The following is a 20,629-nucleotide window of genomic DNA, read 5'->3' on the forward strand; positions in this document are numbered from 1 at the left end:
TATTTCTTGACATATAAAAAAGTATTTACTTTTATTTTTGTAAATTTTTGTAAATTAATTGGGTTTGGCAGGGATTAAATTTTCTGTATTCTAAAGACATCTCCTATCCTGCTTGATTAGGATCAAACTTGGTTAATCTGCCATCAACTTTGTCAAAGTGGGAGAGAATAGTAACTTCTTCCCTGTGCAAGGGATGGTGATCAGGAAATCGGATAATAAAATAAGGAGTAATCTCTTGACTTCAACCACTGCTTTTAATACGACACAATCAGAAGAAATCTTTAGCACAGCCAAACAGTTGATGCCAGGCGGTGTCAGTTCTCCCGTTCGCGCCTTTAGCTCCGTCGGCGGACAACCCATTGTTTTTGATAAAGTGGAAGGCTCTCGGGCTTGGGATGTTGACGGTAACGAATACATTGATTATGTCGGCACTTGGGGGCCCGCCATTTGTGGTCACGCCCACCCCGAAGTGATTAAAGCTCTCCACGCCACCTTAGACAAAGGAACCAGTTTTGGTGCCCCTTGCGTCCAAGAAAACATCCTTGCTGAAATGGTGATTAATGCCGTTCCTAGCATTGAAATGGTGCGGTTTGTTAACTCTGGTACAGAGGCTTGTATGGCAACCTTACGCCTGATGCGAGCTTATACGGGGCGGGATAAAGTGATTAAATTCCAAGGCTGCTATCACGGTAGCGGTGATATGTTCCTCGTTCAAGCGGGGTCTGGGGTTGCGACCCTTGGTTTGCCTGATTCTCCTGGGGTTCCCAAAGCAGCCACCAGCAATACCCTCGCTGCACCTTATAACGATTTAGAAGCAGTGAAGAAAATCTTTGCTGATAACCCTGGAGAAATTGCTGGGGTGATTTTAGAGCCTGTTGTTGGCAATTCTGGCTTTGTTGCGCCTGATGCTGGCTTTTTAGAAGGATTACGAGAAATTACATCTGATAATGGCGCACTTCTCGTTTTTGATGAAGTAATGACGGGTTTCCGCATTGCTTATGGTGGTGCACAAGAAAAATTTGGCGTTACCCCTGACCTCACCACTCTCGGTAAAATTATTGGGGGTGGTTTACCTGTGGGGGCTTATGGTGGACGGAAAGAAATTATGGAAGTCGTCGCCCCAGCCGGTCCCATGTATCAAGCGGGAACATTATCTGGAAACCCTCTTGCAATGACTGCAGGAATTAAAACCCTAGAACTTTTGCAACGTCCTGGAGTTTACGAGCAACTGGATCAAATGACCAAAAAGCTCACGGATGGCTTAAAAGAAATTGCGAATAAACATGGTCATCCTGCACAGGTCAGTCAAATCAGTGCCATGTTTGGGGTCTTCTTTACAGAGCGGGAAGTTCACAGCTTTGAAGATGCGAAAACCTCTGATTTAGATAAATTCCGTCGTTATCATCGCGGTATGTTAGAGCGTGGCATTTATTTAGCCCCGTCTCAGTTTGAAGCTGGGTTTACTTCTTTGGCGCACACGGAAGAAGATATCAATCAAACCTTGAAGGCTGCGGATGAAGTAATGGCTTCTCTCTAGTTTTGAAGCAACTCCCCCTTCTCAAGTAGGGTGGGCATTGCCCACCCTACAGATAATTCATGGGTCAATATTTACCGTTAGAATAACGACCCGCTAATCATTCCCGCTAGTAAAACAAAGCCTAACCCGACATTTTGACGAAAAACCAGACCGTATAAGGTCGCAGGAATTTCTTCTTGGCGTAACCGATAATATTGCCAAGCCCAACCCACGACAGCAACTCCCAAAGTTAGCCAAAAAGTGAATCCAAGGTTAGTTTTGAAGGCAAGAGCAGCTAAAGCACCTGCCGTTCCTAAGAAAAAGAGTCCTACCGCTTCGGGGGCATATTTGCCAAAAAACAAGGCACTGGAACGAATCCCAATTTTGCGATCATCTTCGCGGTCTGCCATCGCATAAACGGTATCAAAGCCCAACGTCCACAAAATCGTTGCTCCCCACAATAACCAAGTGTCTTGTCCGATACAAGTCGTAACATTCCAAGGGGCTGCGGTATGACCATCACAGGTGATTGCTGTCCAACTAATTAAAACTGCAAACCCCCAAGCAATGGAAAGCACCAGTTGCGGAACTGGAAACACCCGTTTCGCTAAGGGATAGCAGATAATAACGGGAACAGCCAGAACAGATAAGAAAAAGCTCACTTGATTCAGATAAAACGCCAGTCCCGCAGCACAAGCAAAGGCAAAGATCGCCACGATAATTCCCACTTTCACCGATAACTCACGAGATGCGAGGGGACGAGTGCGCGTTCGTTCGACTTGTGGATCTAAGTTGCGATCCCAAAGGTCATTAACGACACAACCCGCAGCCGAGGTTGTTAAGCTGCCCATAATGATAATTGTCACTAAGGGAAGGGGGGGTAATCCTTTCGCAGCGAGAAAAACTGCCCATAATGCGGGAATCATTAAGATTAGTCGTCCTGTTGGTTTATCCCAACGCAAAAGTTTTATAATTGCTTGCCAAGTTGAGGGTTGTTGGTATTCTTGCACCATAATCCAATAAACTATAATTTGCCTGATTATCTGCTTTTCTTCTAGGTTATAGCAATCAATCAAAGGAGACTGGTACACTACTATATTGTAATTGAATTCTGAATTTAAAAAATAGAATCAATGCTTGAATCGTATCCGTTCAATCAGATAACACCAAAGTTGAGAACATCTGATGGTCAAGAAATGATTGATCAATTAATTAAACAACCGCTTCCTGTGGAAATTTTTACTGCCGTGAGTCGCGAAGAACCAGATGAAAAATACTGATATTTTATTGATACAAATCTCTAGTTTTATGTTTTTTTGCGACTTTGAAGTCGTCATTCAGAAGAAAAATAATAAACCCCTCTCCTTCCCCTGACCCCGATCAATCTCTAATAAAATTTTATCTATTTGATTTGATCTTGACTGACGAGAACATACAAATTACAGCTAATGGTTAATACAATTTACCCGATTCAAACCCAGAGTTTAAACGCTCAAAATAGTAATCTCAAAAAAGAACGAGTGATCGCAGCGATCGATATCGGGACGAACTCGATCCACATGGTTATTGTTGAAATTGAACCGTCACTTCCCGCATTTAATATTATTGCGCGAGAGAAAGATACTGCTAGGTTAGGCGATCGCGATCCAGAAACAGGTCGTTTAACCGTAGAAGCCATGGAACGCGCCATGTCAGCACTAGAGCGCGGTCAAGAGTTAGCCCGCAGTTTCCAAGCAGAAGAAGTGGTTGCTGTCGCCACCAGCGCAGTGCGAGAAGCCCCGAATGGTCGAGAGTTTATCAAAAATGTACGGGAACATCTGGGACTAACGATCAATCTCATTTCAGGACAAGAAGAAGCCCGCCGTATTTATTTGGGTGTTTTATCGGCGATGGAGTTTAATGAAAAGCCTCACGTCATTATGGATATTGGAGGCGGTTCAACGGAGTTAATTTTAGGAGATGGTCATGAACCGCGCTGTCTTAGCAGTACGAAAGTGGGGGCGGTACGCCTCGCCAGTGAGTTTATCAGTACAGATCCTGTTAGTAATAAGGAATTAAAGTTTTTACAGGCTTATATTCAAGGGCGCATGGAACGTCCTGTGGAAGAATTAAAAGCCAAATTAGCCCCAGAAGAGTTAATTAAATTCGTTGGAACTTCGGGAACAATTGAATGTTTAGCAACGATTCATGCTAATGAAAAATTTAATACTACGCCTAATCCTTTGCAAGGATATTCTTTTAGTAGAAAAGATTTAGAAGATGTGGTGAAGTTACTCGCGTCTCTCAATCTCAAAGAACGGGCAAATTTACCTGGAATGTCTGGGCGCAGGGCGGAAATTATTGTTCCTGGTGCGATGATTTTATTAGAAACAATGAAGATGCTCGATGTGAAAGACATTACTATCTGTGAGCGGGCGTTGCGAGAAGGATTAATTGTGGATTGGATGTTGACTCATGGGTTAATTGAAAATCGGTTGCGATATCAGAGTTCGGTGCGCGATCGCAGCGTGATTAAAATTGCTCAGAAATATAAAGTTGATTTAGAATCTAGTCAGCGTGTTGCCGATTTTTCCCTTGATATTTTTGATCAAATTCAGGGAAAATTACACCAGTGGGGAAGTCAAGAGCGAGAATTACTATGGGTTGCAGCAATTTTACACAACTGCGGATTTTATATTAGCCATTCAGCACATCATAAGCATTCTTACTATTTAATTCGTTACGCTGAATTACTCGGTTTTACGGAAAACGAAATTGAAATTATTGCTAATATTGCCCGTTATCACCGCAAAAGTAAACCGAAGAAAAAGCACACCAATTTTCAAAATCTTCCAGATAAAACAACGAAAAAAATGGTCAGTGAAGTCAGTGCAATTTTGCGGTTAGCAGTGGCTTTAGACCGTCGGCAAATTGGTGCAATCACTGCGGTTCACTGTAATTATAAGGAAGAAAAACAAGAATTAGAACTAGAATTATTTCCAAAAGATGTTAATGATGATTGTGCGTTGGAGTTATGGAATTTAGATGATAAAAAGGTAATTTTTGAAAATGAATATGGGGTGAAAGTGATTCCAAAACTTTCTCCGTAGTTATTTGTCATTAGTCATTGGTCATTTGTTCTTGATTAAATCTCCTCTGTTTCTCTCACTTTTCCCCTGATATATAGCGTTTCCTAGTTTATTGAGGGACAAAGCGAGTCGGTGGATGTTTATGGTTGATTAACCTGTCGAATGGTCAAAGTTTGGGATTGCTATAGCAACAACTTATAATCCATAAAGCCAAATTACTAAAAATGGCGTAATGATTCCCTGAATCAAACTCAAAGGTGCGCCAAACCGAGTAAAGTCTCGAAAGCGATATCCCCCTGGACTATAAACCATTGTATTGGTTTGATAACCAATGGGGGTCATAAAACTATTAGAAGCAGCAAAAGTAACAGTAAACATAATCGCAAATGGATTTAAAGTGAGAGATTCCGCCACTTTAACTGCAATGGGAATCATTAAAATAACAGAAGCATTATTAGATAGAATTTCAGTGAGGATGGTGGTGACAAAATAAAAGAAAATTAACACCCAAAATCCAGAGAAATTGTTACCGACAATCAAAATTTTATCCGCTAGCCAAGTGGTTGCACCGGATTTTTCCATCGCAATTCCCATGGGAATTAAACCCGCGAGTAAGAAAATAACATCCCATCGAATCGCGCCATAAATTTCTCCTGGTTTGAGACAACCTGTAAGTACCATCAAAGCAACGCCAACTAAAGCACTGACTAAAATTGGTGTCATATTAAAAGCAGTCAGAAGAATAACACTCAAGCCGATCGCGCTGGCTATGGGGGCTTTATCTAAGCGTAATCCTTCACGGTTTCCTTGTTCAATGACTAATAATTCCCGTGTTGTTTGAAAGCCTAATAAACTTTCTCTTGGCCCCTGCACTAATAATAAATCCCCAAATCGTAAGGGAACTTTCCCCAACCGATCGCGCAATACTTCTTCCCCACGACGAATCGCAAGGACGGTTGCATTATATCGTTGTCGAAAGCGTAAATCTTTTAAGGTTGATCCCACTAAACGAGAGTTAGAAAGAATTAAAATCTCTGCAATTCCTTCTTCATTATCGGTCAGTTGATCAGTTAAAGTATCATCTTGAAACTTCACATCAGGAAGAATATCCAATCCTCTTTCATCTCGAATGCGTAACAGTTCTTCTTTTGTTCCGCGCACTAATAAAATATCACCTGCATTTAAAACTTTATCCGCCAAAGGCTGAGAAAAATGAACCCCATCTCGGATAATTTCTAAAACATCAATATCAAATTTTCGTTGCACTTCGCTGGAACGTAGGGTTTGCTTAATTAAATTAGAACGAGGAGAAATCACTAATTCGCTAACATAATCTTTGAGTTGATAGGTTTGAGCATAAGAGCTATTATTATTCGGTTGGCGATGGGGAAGTAACCAAGGAGAGGCAACTGAAAGATAGAGTAAACCAACAACAAATTTAATGATTCCTGCTTCTGTAAATTGAAATAGTCCAAACGAACCATAACCCAGTTGTTCAGAAATACTACTGGCTAAAAGATTGGTCGATGTTCCAATTAAAGTAATCGTTCCCCCTAAAATTGTGGCAAAAGAAAGGGGCATTAACATCCGAGAAACGGGTATTTTTTGTTTTTTACACCAATCTTCAATAATCGGCAAAAAAACCGCAACCACAGCCGTATTATTAATAAAGGCAGTAATTCCACCGACGACACCCCCCATAATAAAGGTTTGTTGATGGGTTGTTCGTCCTCCCCATTTTAATAACCAATCACCCACCACTTGAATCGCACCTGTGCGCGAAATTCCTGCACTCAAAATAAACATTGCCATGACTGTAATTGTTGCGGGATTACTAAACCCAGAAATGCCTTCTTCTGGAGTGACAATCCCAAATAGCATTAATAAAATAGCAACAATCAACGCCGTAAAATCAACAGGAAACCACTCTGTTGCAAAACAAATCAGGGCAAAAATTAAGATACTCAGTGTTAATGCGATTGACATAAAATTTGTCGTTAGTGATTGGTTAATTAAGCGCGATCGAGCGCCCGATATTGAATGGCTTCGGCAATATGAGAGGGTTCGATATTCTCAGTATTCGCTAAATCGGCAATCGTGCGGGCAACTTTTAAGATGCGATCCATTGCCCTAGCAGATAATCCTAACTTGCGAATTGCATTTTCTAAAAGGGTGCGACTGGTCTCATCCAATTGGCAATATTTCCGCAACTGTTGACTTTGCATTTGGGCATTATGACTAATATTTTCTTCATTTTGAAAACGATCGCGCGCTTTTTCTCTGGCTGCAATTACCCGTTTCCGAATCGCCTCTGAAGATTCTCCCATATCTTGTTTTGTCATTTCTTCTGGCTTTAACCGATTCACCGTCACCTGTAAATCAATGCGATCCATCAACGGACCCGATAACTTCGCCCAGTATTTTTCTCTCACATACGCCGAACAAGTACAAGGTTGAATCGGATCGCCATAGTACCCGCAAGGACAAGGATTTGTACTAGCAATCAACGTAAATTCTGCTGGAAAAACAACGGATTGACGGGTGCGAGAAACACTCACTGATCCATCTTCTAGAGGTTGTCTCAGGAACTCTAACACATTCCGTCGGAATTCGGTCAATTCATCAAGATACAACAGGCCCCTGTGGGCCAAAGAAATTTCACCAGGACGGGGAAAACTCCCCCCTCCCACTAATGCGGGTCCCGAGGCGGAATGGTGGGGACTGCGAAAGGGTCGTTCTTTCACTAACGATCCGCGATCTTTGAGAAAACCAGCCACTGAGTAAATTTGAGACACTTCTAACGCCTCTGCAAAGGATAACGGGGGTAAAATTCCAGGTAATCGCTTCGCCAGCATGGTTTTCCCACTGCCAGGGGGTCCGACCAAAATAAGATTATGACCGCCAGAGGCTGCAATTTCTAAAGCGCGACGGGCGTGGATTTGTCCTTTCACATCTTTTAAGTCGGGACAAGACACAAACTGGGTGTTGAGTTCGGCTTTTGCATCCAGTTCAATCGGCTGATATTTTTCGGGTTGATTGAGAAATTGGGCAACTTCCGAGAGATGTTGAAAACCATAAACTGCTAATCCTTCCACTACCGCAGCTTCTTGGGCATTATCCGCAGGAACAACAATTCCCGCCATCCCCAGTTTTTTCGCCGTTGCAGCAATGGGTAACACCCCAGCAATGGGACGTAAACTGCCATCGAGAGAAACTTCTCCGAGAAATAAATAATCCCCTAATAAGCTGCCATCCACTTGTTCTGAGGCTGCTAAAATGCCAACGCTAATCGGTAAATCAAAACTGGGACCCTCTTTTCGTAAATCCGCAGGGGTGAGATTAATAACAATTTTACGCATGGGAAAGGCAAACCCCGAGTTTTTTAGGGCTGCTTTCACTCTCTCCCGTGATTCTTGGACGGCGGTATCAGGTAATCCCACCACGACAATGCCTGGGAGTCCTCCTGAAACATCCACTTCTGCACCCACTTTCACCGCATCAATGCCAACAATGGCTGCACTCCAAATCCTAGCAAGCATTTTTTCTCCTCACCCTTAATCAAACTATTCAGAAGAGTTCATATCTTAACAAGGTACAAGGAAGCGACCCGTTATAAACAGGAATTCGTTTTGAGGTTCTTAACCCAATTTTTTTGGTCAGTTCTTTATTCCCCGATAAAACATAAGCGATCCAACCTTTAAACCGTTGTTTGAAAATATCTCCCAGTTCTTTATACAGATGCCCTAATTCTTTCACTTCTCCGAGACGTTTGCCGTAGGGAGGATTACAAATGATAATCCCTTGATCGCTTGGGGGTTCGAGTTGTGAAAGTTCCATGCGGGTGAAGTTAATATGATTATCTAGTCCTGCATTTTCCACATTTACTTGGGCTTGTTCTAACATTTCCCAAGCGCGATCGCGCCCATAAATTCCTGCAGGAAGTGTTGATAATTCTTGCTGTCTGGCTTCAGTTTTGACTTGTTCCCAAAGTTCCCGATTAAAATCAGACCATTTCTCAAAAGCAAAGGTTTTTCTAAATGATCCAGGTGCAATCTTTAAGGCTTTTAAACCCGCTTCAATGGGGAATGTTCCCGATCCACACATTGGATCAAGTAAAGGTAAATCAGTTTCCCAATCGGTCATCGCTAATAAAGCAGAGGCAAAAGTTTCCTTTAAGGGCGCGGTTCCCATTGCAGGGCGATACCCTCGACGATGTAAACTATCTCCCGTACTATCTAAACTGAGGATCGCGTGTGTCGTTTCGATATGAAGATTAATAATCAAATCAGGAGATTCTACGTCAACATTAGACCGTTGTCCAAAGTGATCTCTTTGCTGATCCGCGATCGCGTTTTTCACTTGTAGCGCACTAAAATGGCTATGATTCAACTGTTCATTTTTTCCCGTGCAATGCACCGCCAATGTTTCTTCAGGTGAGAGATAATGATCCCAATTAATTTCTTGTACTCCCTCATAAAGTTCTTCCGAATTTTGACAAGGAAACTTCATAATCGGCACTAAAACCCGAAAAATAATGCGCGACCAAAGATTAACTTGATAGAGAAGTTTTTGATCCCCTTGAAATTCCACACCTGTAAAAGTAGGAGTCACTTTTTTTGCCCCTAACTCGGTTAATTCTTGCGCTGCAAGCTCTTCTAGTCCTCGTGCTACTGTCGCAAAATATTGATTCATTATTGAGAAACTCTATGCTCGAAAATATGTAATATAAACTCTTTCAACTGCTTCAAACAAAATCTTATCTATCAAAACCGAACATAACTCTGCAAACCCTTTGTGTTCTTTGTGGTTAATCAATATCCAATTTCTTTAGAAAGAGGTTCAGATCAAATAAATTTGGCACAATAGGTAATGACGATATTAATCCCATTATAAATCATAATGACTGAAGCCAAAAACGTCCTAGGAGACCCTTTACAACTGTGCTGTAACGACCCGCAAACAGGTTTTTATCGCGATGGTTACTGCAATACTGGCGGTCAAGACTTTGGAATGCACGTAGTTTGTGCAGAAATGACAGCCGAGTTTTTAGACTATACAAAAGGTCAAGGAAATGACCTAAGTACACCGCGACCAATGTTTAATTTTCCAGGACTAAAACCAGGAGACGGTTGGTGCTTATGTGCTTCTCGATGGGAAGAAGCCCGACAAGCGGGTGTTGCCCCACCTGTTATTTTAGCTTCAACTCATGCCCGTGCATTGGAAGTCATTTCTTTAGACACTTTAAAGCAATATGCAAAAGATTGATCGTAATTCTTAGTTTTGTTCATTGTTCATTGGAATAGGAAATGGGCATTGCCCACCCTACTCTTAATTAGTGCTTTTGTCTTGAGCAACAGTTGTTAAAATCTTAAGAGGGGTTTCTTCCTTCACAAGTTGTAATTCCTCTTGAGTTTTAACTAATAATGCCCCTGCAAAACCGAGAGAATTAATCCCAATTGATTGAAATTTTTCCTGTTTTCGAGAAACCATGAACATCCACTCACGAGTCATCAAAAAGTTATAGGCAACCCCCGATTGATAATTAATCGTTTCTAGTAATTGTTTATATTTAGCTAATACTTCTTGTGCTAAATTTTCAGGAGAAGCTGTCCAATCTAAATTAAGCCAAGCAAACCCATGTGAAAAAGGAAACAAAGGCACTTGTTGAATTGTCTTTGAATAATCTGTATTTTGGAAGGCGGGGGTAATCGGAATTTGATTAAAATCGGGAGCAAGAGACTTGGGAATTAACTGTAAATGTTTATGTCTAACGGAAGCTCCTGCATCTTGACCTGAGTTATAAAAGCCTAAACCATTAATTTGTTTTAAGCAAGCACAAAGGGCGGTTAAATCGGCATGATTAATTAAATCTTCTTGCTCTTCAAAATCACGAGTGACAATTAATAAATGATGATCAACCACATTATATTTATTCAGTAAACAGAGATGAGTGTCGGAAATATCGCTCACAAATAAATCTTCTTCATAAGGGAGAAACGGATCAAAGTTTTGACCTGTTTTCTCTTTATATTCCGCTTGCTTTGCTTTTTCTTCTTCTTTCTTGATTAATCGGGTTAAAATCCTAACTAAAAATGGAATCCCCTGACACTCAATGATTTCATAAGCGGTCGGGATTGGCTGTAACGCCCCAGAAGCCGTCGCGCTGGCTGTGGTTGCTTCCACCTGCTGCCAAAATTGATCGGGAAGTAAGATCATGGTTTTTCTCAAGATAAACAATTATAGACAATAATCGATTAATACCAGATCAGGTGATAGAATAGGCAAGGCTTAGAAACTTTACATTTTTTAAAAAAAGAGTGTAAGCCGTTGCTGAGTCATTGACTTTTCCCCACTTGAGGAAGTTATCCCATGTCCTCACCATCGCGCTTTCATCTTAAAATCAGATTCCTATGGCAAGATCAGGTTGAATCCTTCTTCAGAGAACAAGATAGGACTTTGGAGCGGAAAGAGGGAAAAGAAAAATGAGGCTTTAATTGATTATTAATTTTGGAGGAAGTATGGATGATGAGTCCCAGAGTCGCCCAAAAGCTCTGATTACAGGGGCAAGTAGCGGTATTGGGAAAGAAACCGCCCGCGCCTTTGCACAAGCAGGGGTGGATCTTGCTCTGGTAGGACGCTCACAAGAGAGATTAAAGGATGTCATTGCTGAAATCGAAGGTCAGGTTATAGTTAAGCCGTATCTGATTGATTTAGCAGAGGTTGCGACTGTAAAAGACCAACTTCAAGCAGCGGTTACTGATTTTGGCGGTATTGATATTTTAGTCAACAATGCGGGGATGGGCTACACCAACCCACTGCATGAGACCCCTCTCGAAGACTGGCAACAAGTTATTAATCTCAACTTAACCAGTGTTTTTCAATGTATTCAAGGGGTTTTACCGACACTGCGGAATCGTGGCGGAGGAACAATTATTAATGTTGCTTCCATTGCTGCTCATAATCCGTTTCCCAGTTGGGGGGCTTACAGTGTGAGTAAAGCGGGAGTGATTACCCTTTCTAAGGCTTTATCTGGAGAGGAAAAAGAAAATGGCATTCGTGTCATTAGTATTGCTCCTGGTGCGGTGAATACTCCTCTGTGGGATACCGACACTGTGAAAATGGAACTTGATCGCTCGGCGATGCTTGACCCAAAAGTGGTGGCTCAAACCATCGTGCAAGCTGCTTTAATGCCCCCACAAGCAGTGATTGAGGAAATGACTCTAATGCCTAGTGCTGGGGCGCTCTAAGCCCAAGTTTAGGTTTTTAAGAAAATATACGAGGTAAGGAAATTTACGCTTAGTTATGACAATTGCTTCATCCAACAGTTCAATGTCCAACGGTTCAGTGAAAAAAGTAACCAATCAAGTGTCTCTCGATACTGCTTCCTCGGTTGAAGCAGCAGTGACCAAAGACAACACTCAAGAGCCCCAAATGCAAGAAATGATGGGCGCGGTGAGAACGCTATTGCAGGGGGTAGGAGAAGATCCCGAACGAGAAGGGCTACTAAAAACGCCTAAACGAGTCGCTGAAGCGATGCAGTTTCTGACCCAAGGGTATGAACAGTCTCTTGAGGAGCTTGTGAATGGTGCTATTTTTGACGAAGGACACAATGAAATGGTGCTGGTGAGGGACATTGATGTGTTTAGTCTGTGTGAGCATCATATGTTACCGTTTATGGGCAAAGCTCATGTTGCCTATATCCCCAATCAGAAGGTAGTGGGGTTAAGTAAACTCGCTCGCATTGTGGAAATGTATTCTCGGCGTTTGCAAGTGCAAGAACGTCTCACCCGTCAAATTGCCGAAGCGATTCAGACCATTCTTGATCCGCAAGGGGTTGCTGTTGTGATGGAAGCAACCCATATGTGTATGGTTATGCGAGGAGTACAAAAGCCTGGCTCTTGGACAGTCACCAGTGCGATGTTAGGGGTCTTTCAAGAAGATCATAAAACTCGTGAGGAGTTTCTTAACTTGATTCGCCATCAACCGAGCTTTCATTAAATTGTAACGACTGGTAACACCACTGGTCAGTGTTCATAGCAGATTAATTTTATCCCTGGTTGAACTGCAAAATTGTTTTAATCAGGGATTCATTTTGCGTTTATCCTGTTAGGATTAATAATTTGATAGAGCCATTTCAGATCAAATGAGCAGCGATCGCGAACCGATTAATCAACAAGAAGCCAACCGCGTCCAAATTCTCAGTGAAGCCCTCCCTTATATTCAAAAGTTTGCGGGACGAACCGTCGTGATTAAATATGGGGGGGCTGCAATGAAAGATCAAGCCCTGAAAGAGCAAGTGATTCGGGATATTGTCTTTCTCTCTTGTGTGGGAATGCGCCCGGTTGTTGTCCATGGTGGTGGACCCGAAATTAATAGTTGGTTAGGGAAATTAGGCATTGAACCGCAGTTTAAAAACGGTTTGCGGGTGACGGATGCGGATACGATGGATGTGGTGGAAATGGTGCTTGTGGGGCGAGTGAATAAAGAAATTGTGGCTCTGATTAATCAAGCGGGGGGAAGCGCGATCGGGATTTGTGGACGAGATGGGAATATCATCTCCGCACGCCCGCGAGGAGAAGAAGGAATTGGTTTTGTGGGTGAAGTGAGTTCAGTGAATCCGCAATTAGTCGAATCTTTAATTAATGCAGGATATGTCCCCGTTATTTCCACCGTTGCCTCTGATGAAACGGGACAAGCGTATAATATTAACGCCGATACCGTTGCTGGAGAAATCGCAGCCTCTCTCAACGCGGAAAAACTCATCCTCCTCACCGATACTCCTGGCTTATTGAAGGATTATCAAGATCCTGCGACCCTAATTACTCATCTTGATATCCGAGAAGCCCGACAACTGATTGCAGATGGGATTGTCGCTGGGGGAATGATTCCGAAAGTGCAGTGTTGTGTGCGGTCTTTAGCCCAAGGCGTTCGTGCTGCTCATATCATTGATGGACGGCTTCCTCATTCTATCCTGCTTGAAATCTTTAGTGATCGGGGAATTGGTTCGATGATTGTTGCATCAGAATACCACTGTCCTACTAATTGAGCTTTGTATTTAATTTGCTCAATCAGACGACTATGGGGGATGCCCACAAAGTTTTGATTGTTGTGATCTCCGATGTGGATTCCATCTTTCCAACCTTTTTATTATAGGAGGGTCGCTGTACTGTGAACCAATGACCCCTATAATGTTTAGAGAGGCTTTAGCTTATTCAGTAACCGCTTATTGTGGAACTTTCCTGTAAAACCAAATATGCTCTTCTTGCTCTTTTAGAGCTAGTGACTAACCATCAAAAACAAGAACCTATCCAAATTCGGCAAATCGCCGAAAAGCAAAATATATCGGATCGATATTTAGAACAACTCCTCGCAACGCTACGCCGAGGAGGAGTTGTGAAAAGTCAGCGTGGGGCAAAAGGAGGCTATTTATTGGCACGAGAGCCTTGGAAAATTACCCTCCTTGATATCGTGAACTGTCTTGAAGGCTCAGAAATGGTGAATCAAGAATCTCCGACCATTTACACCCCAGAACAAGCGGTTGTACAAGAGATTTGGCAAGAAATTGACCAGCATATTGAAACGCAACTACAACAGCATAACCTACAAACCTTAGCAGAACAGCGCAATAGCAAACAGCAGGAAGCTGATTTAATGTACTACATTTAGAAGGTGTGGAAACTGTCTAATTTGCTTGGTGAGAATCATCAGAAAAACTAATTTGATTGGATTGATATTCTGGGGGTTCAATGTGAATTAAAATTCGTGCTGGACTAAAATATTCTTCGAGTCTTTGTTCTACTGCTTCGGTAATATCATGGGCGGTTTCCACATCATCACTATCTACAACCATGTGCATCTCAATAAAGACTTGTCGTCCGACGACACCGCGAGAAGCAATCTCATGACAGTTGAGAACGCCTGGAACTTGCAAAGCAATGCGATAAATGACTTCTGGTGGAATCGCAATTTCATCCACTAACCAGGGTAAGTTCTCTCGCAAGACTTTCCAACCACTCTTCAGCACTAAGAGAGCCACTGGAAGGGCTAGAATCACATCTAACCATCGCAGTTGGGGGATTTCCCAAATTTGCGCTTGCCACATTCCCACCAAGCCTAAAATAACCACAAGGGTAATCCAGATATCGCCCATTGTGTGGTAGGAGTCAGCGATTAAGATCGGACTATCCAGTTTGTGACCCAGATGACGCTCGTAAAAGGCAACAAAGATATTCACCCCTAAGACAATAATTAACAGCCATAGTTCCCAACTACTCAGTTGAATCACTGCTGCCCCTTCCCATAAACGCTGGACAATGCGCTGGATAATTTCAAAGCAGGTAATCCCTAAAAACGCAGCAATGCCTAACGCCCCCAGTGCTTCATACTTTTGATGTCCATAGGGATGTTCGCGATCGGGCTGTGGGGAAGCAAACTGATTACTCACTAAACCGAGAACATTATTTGCACTATCGGTAAAGCTATGGAGGGCATCAGCTTTAATACTTAGTGAACCAGTGAAAAAACCGACGACTAATTTTAAGCCCATTACAAATAAGTTGAGAATGAGCGTCAGAATTAGCACTCGGCGAACTTGGGGGCGATTATCAGTTTCAGTTGTCGTCATGAGGATACCAAATCTCCGAAACTTGATCCGCGATCGCGCTGGCTTGGGCGATACTTTCTCCTAAAACAGTAACATGACCTAACTTGCGTCCTGGACGAGCTTGAGTTTTCCCATACCAGTAAACATAAGTATTCGGGAGAGAGGACAGTTGTTGACGCTTGTCTAAATATTGGTTTTCTGTTGATTCATACCCTAATAAATTGACCATCACTGCTGCCTTAGCTTGCATTTGCGGTGCAGTGAGTGTCTCACCCGTAACCGCTTTTAAGTGCATGGCAAACTGGGAAACATCACAAGCATCTAGCGTGTAATGTCCTGAGTTATGAGTGCGAGGGGCAATTTCATTGACAAGAATGTGATGATCTTCCGTCAGAAATAACTCAATGCCAAAAATCCCCACCCAATCCAGTGCCGAGAGAATCGTTTGCGCGATCGCGCGAATTTCTGCTTCTAGAGTCTCCGAAATCCGTGCTGGGACAATCACTCGTTGACACACCTGATGCCGTTGGTAGGTCTCAACCACAGGATAAGTCACAGTTTCCCCATTCACCCCCCGTGCTGCCATGATTGCTAACTCAGACTCAAAAGGAATAAAATTTTCCAGCAGCACTTGTTCCCCTTTTAAGGTTTCCCAGACCTGATCTAAAGACCATTGATCTGGAATAATAAATGTTCCCTGTCCGTCGTAGCCATGTCGTCGCACTTTCGCCACCACAGGTAACTCCTCAACAGGAAACTCCGTTTCACCCGCAATCACCGTCTTAAAGGCAGGAACCGGTAAGCCCAACTCCTGTAAATAACAGCGTTGTTCATACTTATCCAATAACGGCGCAAGCGAGGCTAAACTGGGGCGAAACGCCACGCGATCGCGCAAGCGACTTAACCCCGACTGATCAATAAACTCATTCTCAAACGTAATCACATCGCAATTCTCAGCCAGTTGTGCCGTCGCTTCTAAATCTGACAACGGCGCAATAATACTGTTCTCAGCAATAGAAACCGCAGGATCATCGGAATGGGCTGCTTGCACCCAGAAAGAAACGCCGAGTTTTTGCGCTTCTTGTCCCATCATCCAGGCGAGTTGTCCCCCGCCAATGACACCGACACGCTGACTCATAGACACCCCAAAGAATCCCGTGTTGCCATACCTGTTTCCTCATTGACACCACTTGCCGTTTCACAAAGCTGATCAATTTGTCGGCTATCGAGAACCGCATTCGTAAAATCAGCCCCAGTAATATCCGTATTTTCAAACGTTGCCCGACTGAGAATCGCATCTTCTAAGATAGTTTGACTGAGGTCAGCATTGGTAAAATCAACCCCATTGAGGACGGTAAACGTAAAATTAGCCCCATGTAAATTCGCATCTTTCATCACAGAAGCCGTAAAAATCGATCCTCGCATATCAGTATCACTGAGATCCGCTGCACTTAAATTCGCATCTGAAATCTCTCGCAGTTGTAGGGTTTCTCCTGATAAATCTTCCCCCGAGAGATCAGCACTAATCAACGATTGTCGTTGAAAGCGAGTAGAAGTTTGGGCCTGGGCATCCAACGGCAAGAACAACACAACGCAAGCTAGCAATAAACTAATAATTTGAGTCATTTTTGTCATCATTTTTAATAAAAAACTAATTCGATTCAGAATTCACTATTAATTGTTCATCTTTGAGGGTTGCTTGTCCATCCTCATTTTTATCTAACACCGATTCATGGACGAGTAAGTCAAACCAGAAAGTTGTCCCCACCCCTAACTCACTCACTAAACGCACCATACTGTGATGTTTTTCCACAATATTGCGGACAATAGATAATCCTAAGCCTGTCCCTTCTAAAGTATGTACCTGATTTTCGACACGGAAAAAGCGATCAAAAATGGCTTCTTGATCCTCATTATCAATCCCAATCCCTGTATCAGCGACTTCTACCCGCACTTGTGGACTGGGATGATAGGGATGATCTTCAGGATCGAGTAAGTACGCCCGAATCATCACTTTTCCGCCTGGTTTACTAAATTTCAAAGCATTTCCGACTAAGTTCGCAAACACTTGTAGCAGTAAATCATAGTTTCCCATTACGGGCGGTAAATCGGGTTGTACCTCTTGCAAGAGTTCAATTTCTTTATCTTTCGCGTTGAGATGATAACTCCGTAGGGTTTGTTCAATGGGCTGACTCAAATCAACCGCACTCATCTGATAGACTTTTGAGGACTCTAAACGGGATAAATCGAGAACATCATTCACCAAGCGCGTCAGACGATCCGTTTCACTATTCGTCGTTTGTAAAAACTCTTTTTGTTCCTCTTGCGTCAATTCCTCGCCATATTCAGCGAGAGTTTCAATAAAGGATTTGATATTAAATAACGGTGTTCTCAATTCGTGGGAAACATTGCTGATAAATTGACTTTTCGCCTTGTTTAACTCCACTTCCCGCGTAATATCTTGGACGGTAATCGCTAGCCCTTTAATCGTTTCTCGATATTGGTCTAAGACGCGAGTGAGTAAGATTCTAACGGTTCGTTCATGAGGGCTACTGAGGGTAATGCGAAACTCTCCGCCCTCCCTATAGCTTTCCTCAACATGATCTTTTTGTTCTCCTTCTGTTGTGGCTTTTGCAATCACTTCTTGCAACGGTTCACTAATTTCCATGTTGACTTCGTGGGGAAGATGATGGAGAACATTTTGTCCTGTTATTTCTCGCCCTTCCCAACCAAAAATCCGTTCGGCGGTGGGGTTAACCAACATCACATTTAAATTAGTATCAATGAGAACCGCACCATCAGCAATGGTCGAAACCAGTGTTTCCAGTTTTGCTTTCTCCGCCGTCAGTTCTTCAATATTTTGTTCTTCATATCGCGCCAGGCGTTCCGCCATGTAGTTGAAACTCGAAATCAGTTCCCCTAACTCTCCTCCTAAAGGGAGTTCGATGCGTTGCTTGAAATTCCCGGCAGCAATATTTCTCACACCCACTAATAATTCTTTAATGGGTTTGGTAATCGTTAAAGCATTAAAGACCGCCCCTAAAATCACCATCGCCCAAATCGAGATAAACACAGCAATGGTGACATCACGGGTTAAGTTAGAAGAAGCGACAACTGTGGGGTTGGGATTAATGCCAACAGCAAGAACACCGAGATATTCATTATCGTAATTCAGAGGAACAAAAACATCAGTCACTTCTCCATTCGGTGTCGAATGTTGACGCACGAGAGGGTTTTCTGAGTCGGGATAGTAACTGTCGGGGAGTTGGATTCGTCTTTGGATGGTGAGGGTGTTATCTCCTTCAGCTTCGGAAAAGGGAATCCCAAAGCGAATTTTGCCATCGGGTTCAGCGTAGAGAATGTAGCGGACACTGGAGGTACTGCTGTAAAATCGTCCTGAGAAGAGAGCAACTTCAGTGAGGTTATCTTCTGCGACAAGAGGGGCGATATTTGCAGCGAGAAGGAGTCCTAAGTCCCGTCCAAAGCGGGTATCGTTCATCCGTGCATCTTGTTGAATGGTGTTAACTGCCCAAAACGTTAAGCCACTCATCACTAACGAAACGACGAGTGTTCCTACAGCCATTAAACGAGTTTGCAGCGTGAATTCTGACCACCAACGGGCAAGAATTTCTCGGATTGTATTCAATGCACTAACACCTTCATGCGCGATCGCGACAAGATTTCCCCTTTCATTTTCGCATATTTCCTGAGTTGCCTTTCTGATAAATTATTCTTTGTTTACTGAAATGTAATATATAGCAATCCCAAATGAATTGTAAATTAATCCCCCCTAGCCCCCCTTTCTAAGGGGGGAACGGTTAATCAACTTGTTACAAATGATTTAGGATCGCTATAGCGTTGCTGAGTCTGTTGAAAACAGTGACCAGTTACCAAGGAACAAAGAACAAAGAACGAAGAACAAAAATTAAGAATGTATCTCACCAGTCCCATAATTGCTATGTTATGGAAACTCAATCAAGCAAGCTAGGATAATAAGGTTGTGTTTTAAATGAAACGATATGATTGAACGTTATACATTGCCTGCAATGGGCGATCTCTGGACAACGGAAGCCAAGTTAAAAACCTGGTTGCAAGTCGAGTTAGCCGTATGTGAAGCGCAAGCAGAGTTAGGGTATATTCCAGAGTCGGCATTAGAAGAAATTAAAGCCAAAGCTGATTTTGATCCGCAACGGGTACTGGAAATTGAAAAGGAAGTCCGTCATGATGTCATTGCTTTCTTAACCAATGTGAATGAATATGTGGGGGAGGCGGGACGCTATATTCATCTCGGTTTGACCAGTTCCGATGTCTTGGATACGGGGATTGCCTTGCAGTTGGTGGCAAGTCTAAACTTAATTCTAGAGGAAATTGAATCTCTTGCCCAAGCGATTCGCTATCAAGCGCAACAGCATCGTTATACCGTGATGGTGGGACGGTCGCACGGTATTCATGCTGAACCAATCACTTTTGGGTTTAAGTTAGCAGGGTGGTTAGCGGAAATCTTTCGTCATCGCGATCGCGCGATTCATCTCCGCAATGAAATTGCTGTGGGTAAAATCTCCGGTGCTGTGGGGACGTATGCCAATATTGATCCCAGAGTGGAAGCCCTAGCTTGTGAAAAATTAGGCTTGCAACCGGATACCGCTTCCACACAGGTCATTTCGCGCGATCGGCACGCGCAATTCTTGCAACAACTTGCGGTCTTAACCGCTTCTCTCGAACGTTTTGCAGTAGAAATCCGCAACTTACAGCGCACGGACGTTTTAGAAGTGGAAGAATACTTTGCCAAAGGGCAGAAAGGCTCATCTGCAATGCCTCACAAGCGTAATCCCATTCGTTCCGAACGATTAACAGGACTCGCCCGCGTGGTACGTGGAAACGCCATGACCGCCTTAGAAAATGTCGCCCTGTGGCACGAACGAGATATTTCCCACAGTTCGGCAGAGCGCGTCATCTTTCCTGATAGCTGCATCTTAACTCACTTCATGCTTCACGAGACAACGGATTTAGTGAAAAATCTCTTAGTCTATCCCGAAAATATGCAGCGCAATATGAATGTGTATGGCGGTGTTATTTTTAGTCAAAGAGTCTTACTCACCTTAGTCGAAAAAGGGATGACGCGGGAAGAGGCTTATCAAGTGGTGCAAGAGTGCGCCCATCAAGCATGGAATCAAATGGATGGTAATTTTTATCACTTAGTTTCTAACCATCCAACGGTTCAGAAAACGCTATCCGCAAGTGAGATTGAAGGTTGTTTCGATCCGCAACACCATTTAGAAAACTTAGATGAGATTTATCAACGGTTAGGTATTTAGTTAATTCTTTTAGGGCGAACTCCTGTTCGCCTATGCAATAGTCCTCTTACTGAGTTGGCAATTTTTTCAGCAAGCCCTAAATAGTCCTTTAATTCCTAATGAAAAACCGATATTTTGCCAGATAATT

18 protein-coding genes are annotated in these 20,629 nt (G+C 42.9%); 9 read left to right on the forward strand and 9 right to left on the reverse strand.

The window, feature by feature from the left end; genetic code table 11:
- Window positions 1-235: 235 nt before the first annotated feature.
- On the forward strand, window positions 236-1,537 hold the full coding sequence (gene hemL / locus PCC7418_RS10080) for a glutamate-1-semialdehyde 2,1-aminomutase (protein ID WP_015226072.1): 1,302 nt from the start codon (window positions 236-238) through the stop codon (window positions 1,535-1,537).
- Between the two features lie 77 nt (window positions 1,538-1,614).
- Here the strand turns inward: hemL and PCC7418_RS10085 are convergent, their stop codons facing one another.
- Window positions 1,615-2,532 (reverse strand): 4-hydroxybenzoate solanesyltransferase, encoded by a 918-nt coding sequence (locus tag PCC7418_RS10085; protein ID WP_396275490.1) that lies wholly within the window; start codon window positions 2,530-2,532, stop codon window positions 1,615-1,617.
- Between the two features lie 117 nt (window positions 2,533-2,649).
- Between PCC7418_RS10085 and PCC7418_RS20535 the strand changes: the two genes are divergently transcribed.
- Together PCC7418_RS20535 and PCC7418_RS10090 are read left to right on the forward strand one after the other, a co-directional pair.
- Complete coding sequence (locus tag PCC7418_RS20535) at window positions 2,650-2,796, forward strand: hypothetical protein (protein ID WP_015226074.1); 147 nt, start codon at window positions 2,650-2,652, stop codon at window positions 2,794-2,796.
- A gap of 168 nt (window positions 2,797-2,964) precedes the next feature.
- Window positions 2,965-4,605, forward strand: coding sequence for a Ppx/GppA phosphatase family protein (locus PCC7418_RS10090; RefSeq protein ID WP_015226075.1), 1,641 nt, complete (start codon window positions 2,965-2,967; stop codon window positions 4,603-4,605).
- 174 nt (window positions 4,606-4,779) lie between these two features.
- On the opposite strand, the gene PCC7418_RS10095 is transcribed toward PCC7418_RS10090, so the two are convergent.
- Genes PCC7418_RS10095 through PCC7418_RS10105 form a run of 3 tightly spaced genes read right to left on the reverse strand, consistent with a single transcriptional unit; the run spans window position 4,780 to window position 9,279 of the window.
- The gene (locus PCC7418_RS10095; RefSeq protein WP_015226076.1) at window positions 4,780-6,570 is read right to left on the reverse strand and encodes an SLC13 family permease; all 1,791 of its coding nucleotides are present in this window, start codon (window positions 6,568-6,570) and stop codon (window positions 4,780-4,782) included.
- A gap of 26 nt (window positions 6,571-6,596) precedes the next feature.
- The gene (locus tag PCC7418_RS10100) at window positions 6,597-8,123 is read right to left on the reverse strand and encodes a YifB family Mg chelatase-like AAA ATPase (protein ID WP_015226077.1); all 1,527 of its coding nucleotides are present in this window, start codon (window positions 8,121-8,123) and stop codon (window positions 6,597-6,599) included.
- A 28-nt stretch (window positions 8,124-8,151) separates the two neighbouring features.
- Window positions 8,152-9,279, reverse strand: coding sequence for a class I SAM-dependent RNA methyltransferase (locus tag PCC7418_RS10105; protein ID WP_041596230.1), 1,128 nt, complete (start codon window positions 9,277-9,279; stop codon window positions 8,152-8,154).
- Between the two features lie 204 nt (window positions 9,280-9,483).
- On the opposite strand from PCC7418_RS10105, the gene PCC7418_RS10110 reads away from it, so the two are divergent.
- Window positions 9,484-9,849 carry a DUF2237 family protein gene (locus tag PCC7418_RS10110; RefSeq protein WP_015226079.1) on the forward strand — a complete coding sequence of 122 codons (366 nt, stop codon included), beginning with the start codon at window positions 9,484-9,486 and terminating at the stop codon, window positions 9,847-9,849.
- A 63-nt stretch (window positions 9,850-9,912) separates the two neighbouring features.
- Here PCC7418_RS10110 and PCC7418_RS10115 read toward each other — a convergent pair whose 3' ends face one another.
- On the reverse strand, window positions 9,913-10,800 hold the full coding sequence (locus tag PCC7418_RS10115) for an ATP adenylyltransferase (protein ID WP_015226080.1): 888 nt from the start codon (window positions 10,798-10,800) through the stop codon (window positions 9,913-9,915).
- 302 nt (window positions 10,801-11,102) lie between these two features.
- On the opposite strand from PCC7418_RS10115, the gene PCC7418_RS10120 reads away from it, so the two are divergent.
- The 4 genes from PCC7418_RS10120 (at window position 11,103) to PCC7418_RS10135 (ending at window position 14,250) form a co-directional block, all read left to right on the forward strand.
- Entirely contained in the window at window positions 11,103-11,831 is a 729-nt protein-coding gene (locus PCC7418_RS10120) for an SDR family oxidoreductase (RefSeq protein ID WP_015226081.1), read from the forward strand.
- A gap of 55 nt (window positions 11,832-11,886) precedes the next feature.
- Window positions 11,887-12,582 carry a GTP cyclohydrolase I FolE gene (folE, locus tag PCC7418_RS10125; protein WP_041596231.1) on the forward strand — a complete coding sequence of 232 codons (696 nt, stop codon included), beginning with the start codon at window positions 11,887-11,889 and terminating at the stop codon, window positions 12,580-12,582.
- A gap of 145 nt (window positions 12,583-12,727) precedes the next feature.
- Window positions 12,728-13,630: an acetylglutamate kinase gene (gene argB / locus PCC7418_RS10130; RefSeq protein WP_015226083.1), complete on the forward strand. Its 903-nt coding sequence runs from the start codon at window positions 12,728-12,730 to the stop codon at window positions 13,628-13,630.
- A 182-nt stretch (window positions 13,631-13,812) separates the two neighbouring features.
- The gene (locus tag PCC7418_RS10135) at window positions 13,813-14,250 is read left to right on the forward strand and encodes an Rrf2 family transcriptional regulator (RefSeq protein WP_015226084.1); all 438 of its coding nucleotides are present in this window, start codon (window positions 13,813-13,815) and stop codon (window positions 14,248-14,250) included.
- Window positions 14,251-14,266: 16 nt separating this feature from the next.
- Here PCC7418_RS10135 and PCC7418_RS10140 read toward each other — a convergent pair whose 3' ends face one another.
- Genes PCC7418_RS10140 through nblS form a run of 4 tightly spaced genes read right to left on the reverse strand, consistent with a single transcriptional unit; the run spans window position 14,267 to window position 18,833 of the window.
- On the reverse strand, window positions 14,267-15,208 hold the full coding sequence (locus PCC7418_RS10140; protein ID WP_015226085.1) for a cation diffusion facilitator family transporter: 942 nt from the start codon (window positions 15,206-15,208) through the stop codon (window positions 14,267-14,269).
- Window positions 15,195-16,325 carry a 5-(carboxyamino)imidazole ribonucleotide synthase gene (locus PCC7418_RS10145; RefSeq protein WP_015226086.1) on the reverse strand — a complete coding sequence of 377 codons (1,131 nt, stop codon included), beginning with the start codon at window positions 16,323-16,325 and terminating at the stop codon, window positions 15,195-15,197. The genes PCC7418_RS10140 and PCC7418_RS10145 overlap by 14 nt, the downstream gene beginning before the upstream one ends.
- The gene (locus PCC7418_RS10150; RefSeq protein ID WP_015226087.1) at window positions 16,322-16,825 is read right to left on the reverse strand and encodes a pentapeptide repeat-containing protein; all 504 of its coding nucleotides are present in this window, start codon (window positions 16,823-16,825) and stop codon (window positions 16,322-16,324) included. Before PCC7418_RS10150 ends, PCC7418_RS10145 begins: the two co-directional genes overlap by 4 nt.
- Window positions 16,826-16,838: 13 nt before the next feature.
- Window positions 16,839-18,833: a two-component system sensor histidine kinase NblS gene (gene nblS, locus PCC7418_RS10155; RefSeq protein WP_015226088.1), complete on the reverse strand. Its 1,995-nt coding sequence runs from the start codon at window positions 18,831-18,833 to the stop codon at window positions 16,839-16,841.
- Window positions 18,834-19,206: 373 nt separating this feature from the next.
- Between nblS and purB the strand changes: the two genes are divergently transcribed.
- Window positions 19,207-20,502, forward strand: a complete 1,296-nt coding sequence (gene purB / locus PCC7418_RS10160; RefSeq protein WP_015226089.1) for an adenylosuccinate lyase — start codon at window positions 19,207-19,209, stop codon at window positions 20,500-20,502.
- Window positions 20,503-20,629 lie beyond the last annotated feature (127 nt).

Origin of the sequence: Halothece sp. PCC 7418, from assembly GCF_000317635.1 — a bacterium.
In the GTDB taxonomy this organism is placed as follows: Bacteria; Cyanobacteriota; Cyanobacteriia; order Cyanobacteriales; family Rubidibacteraceae; genus Halothece.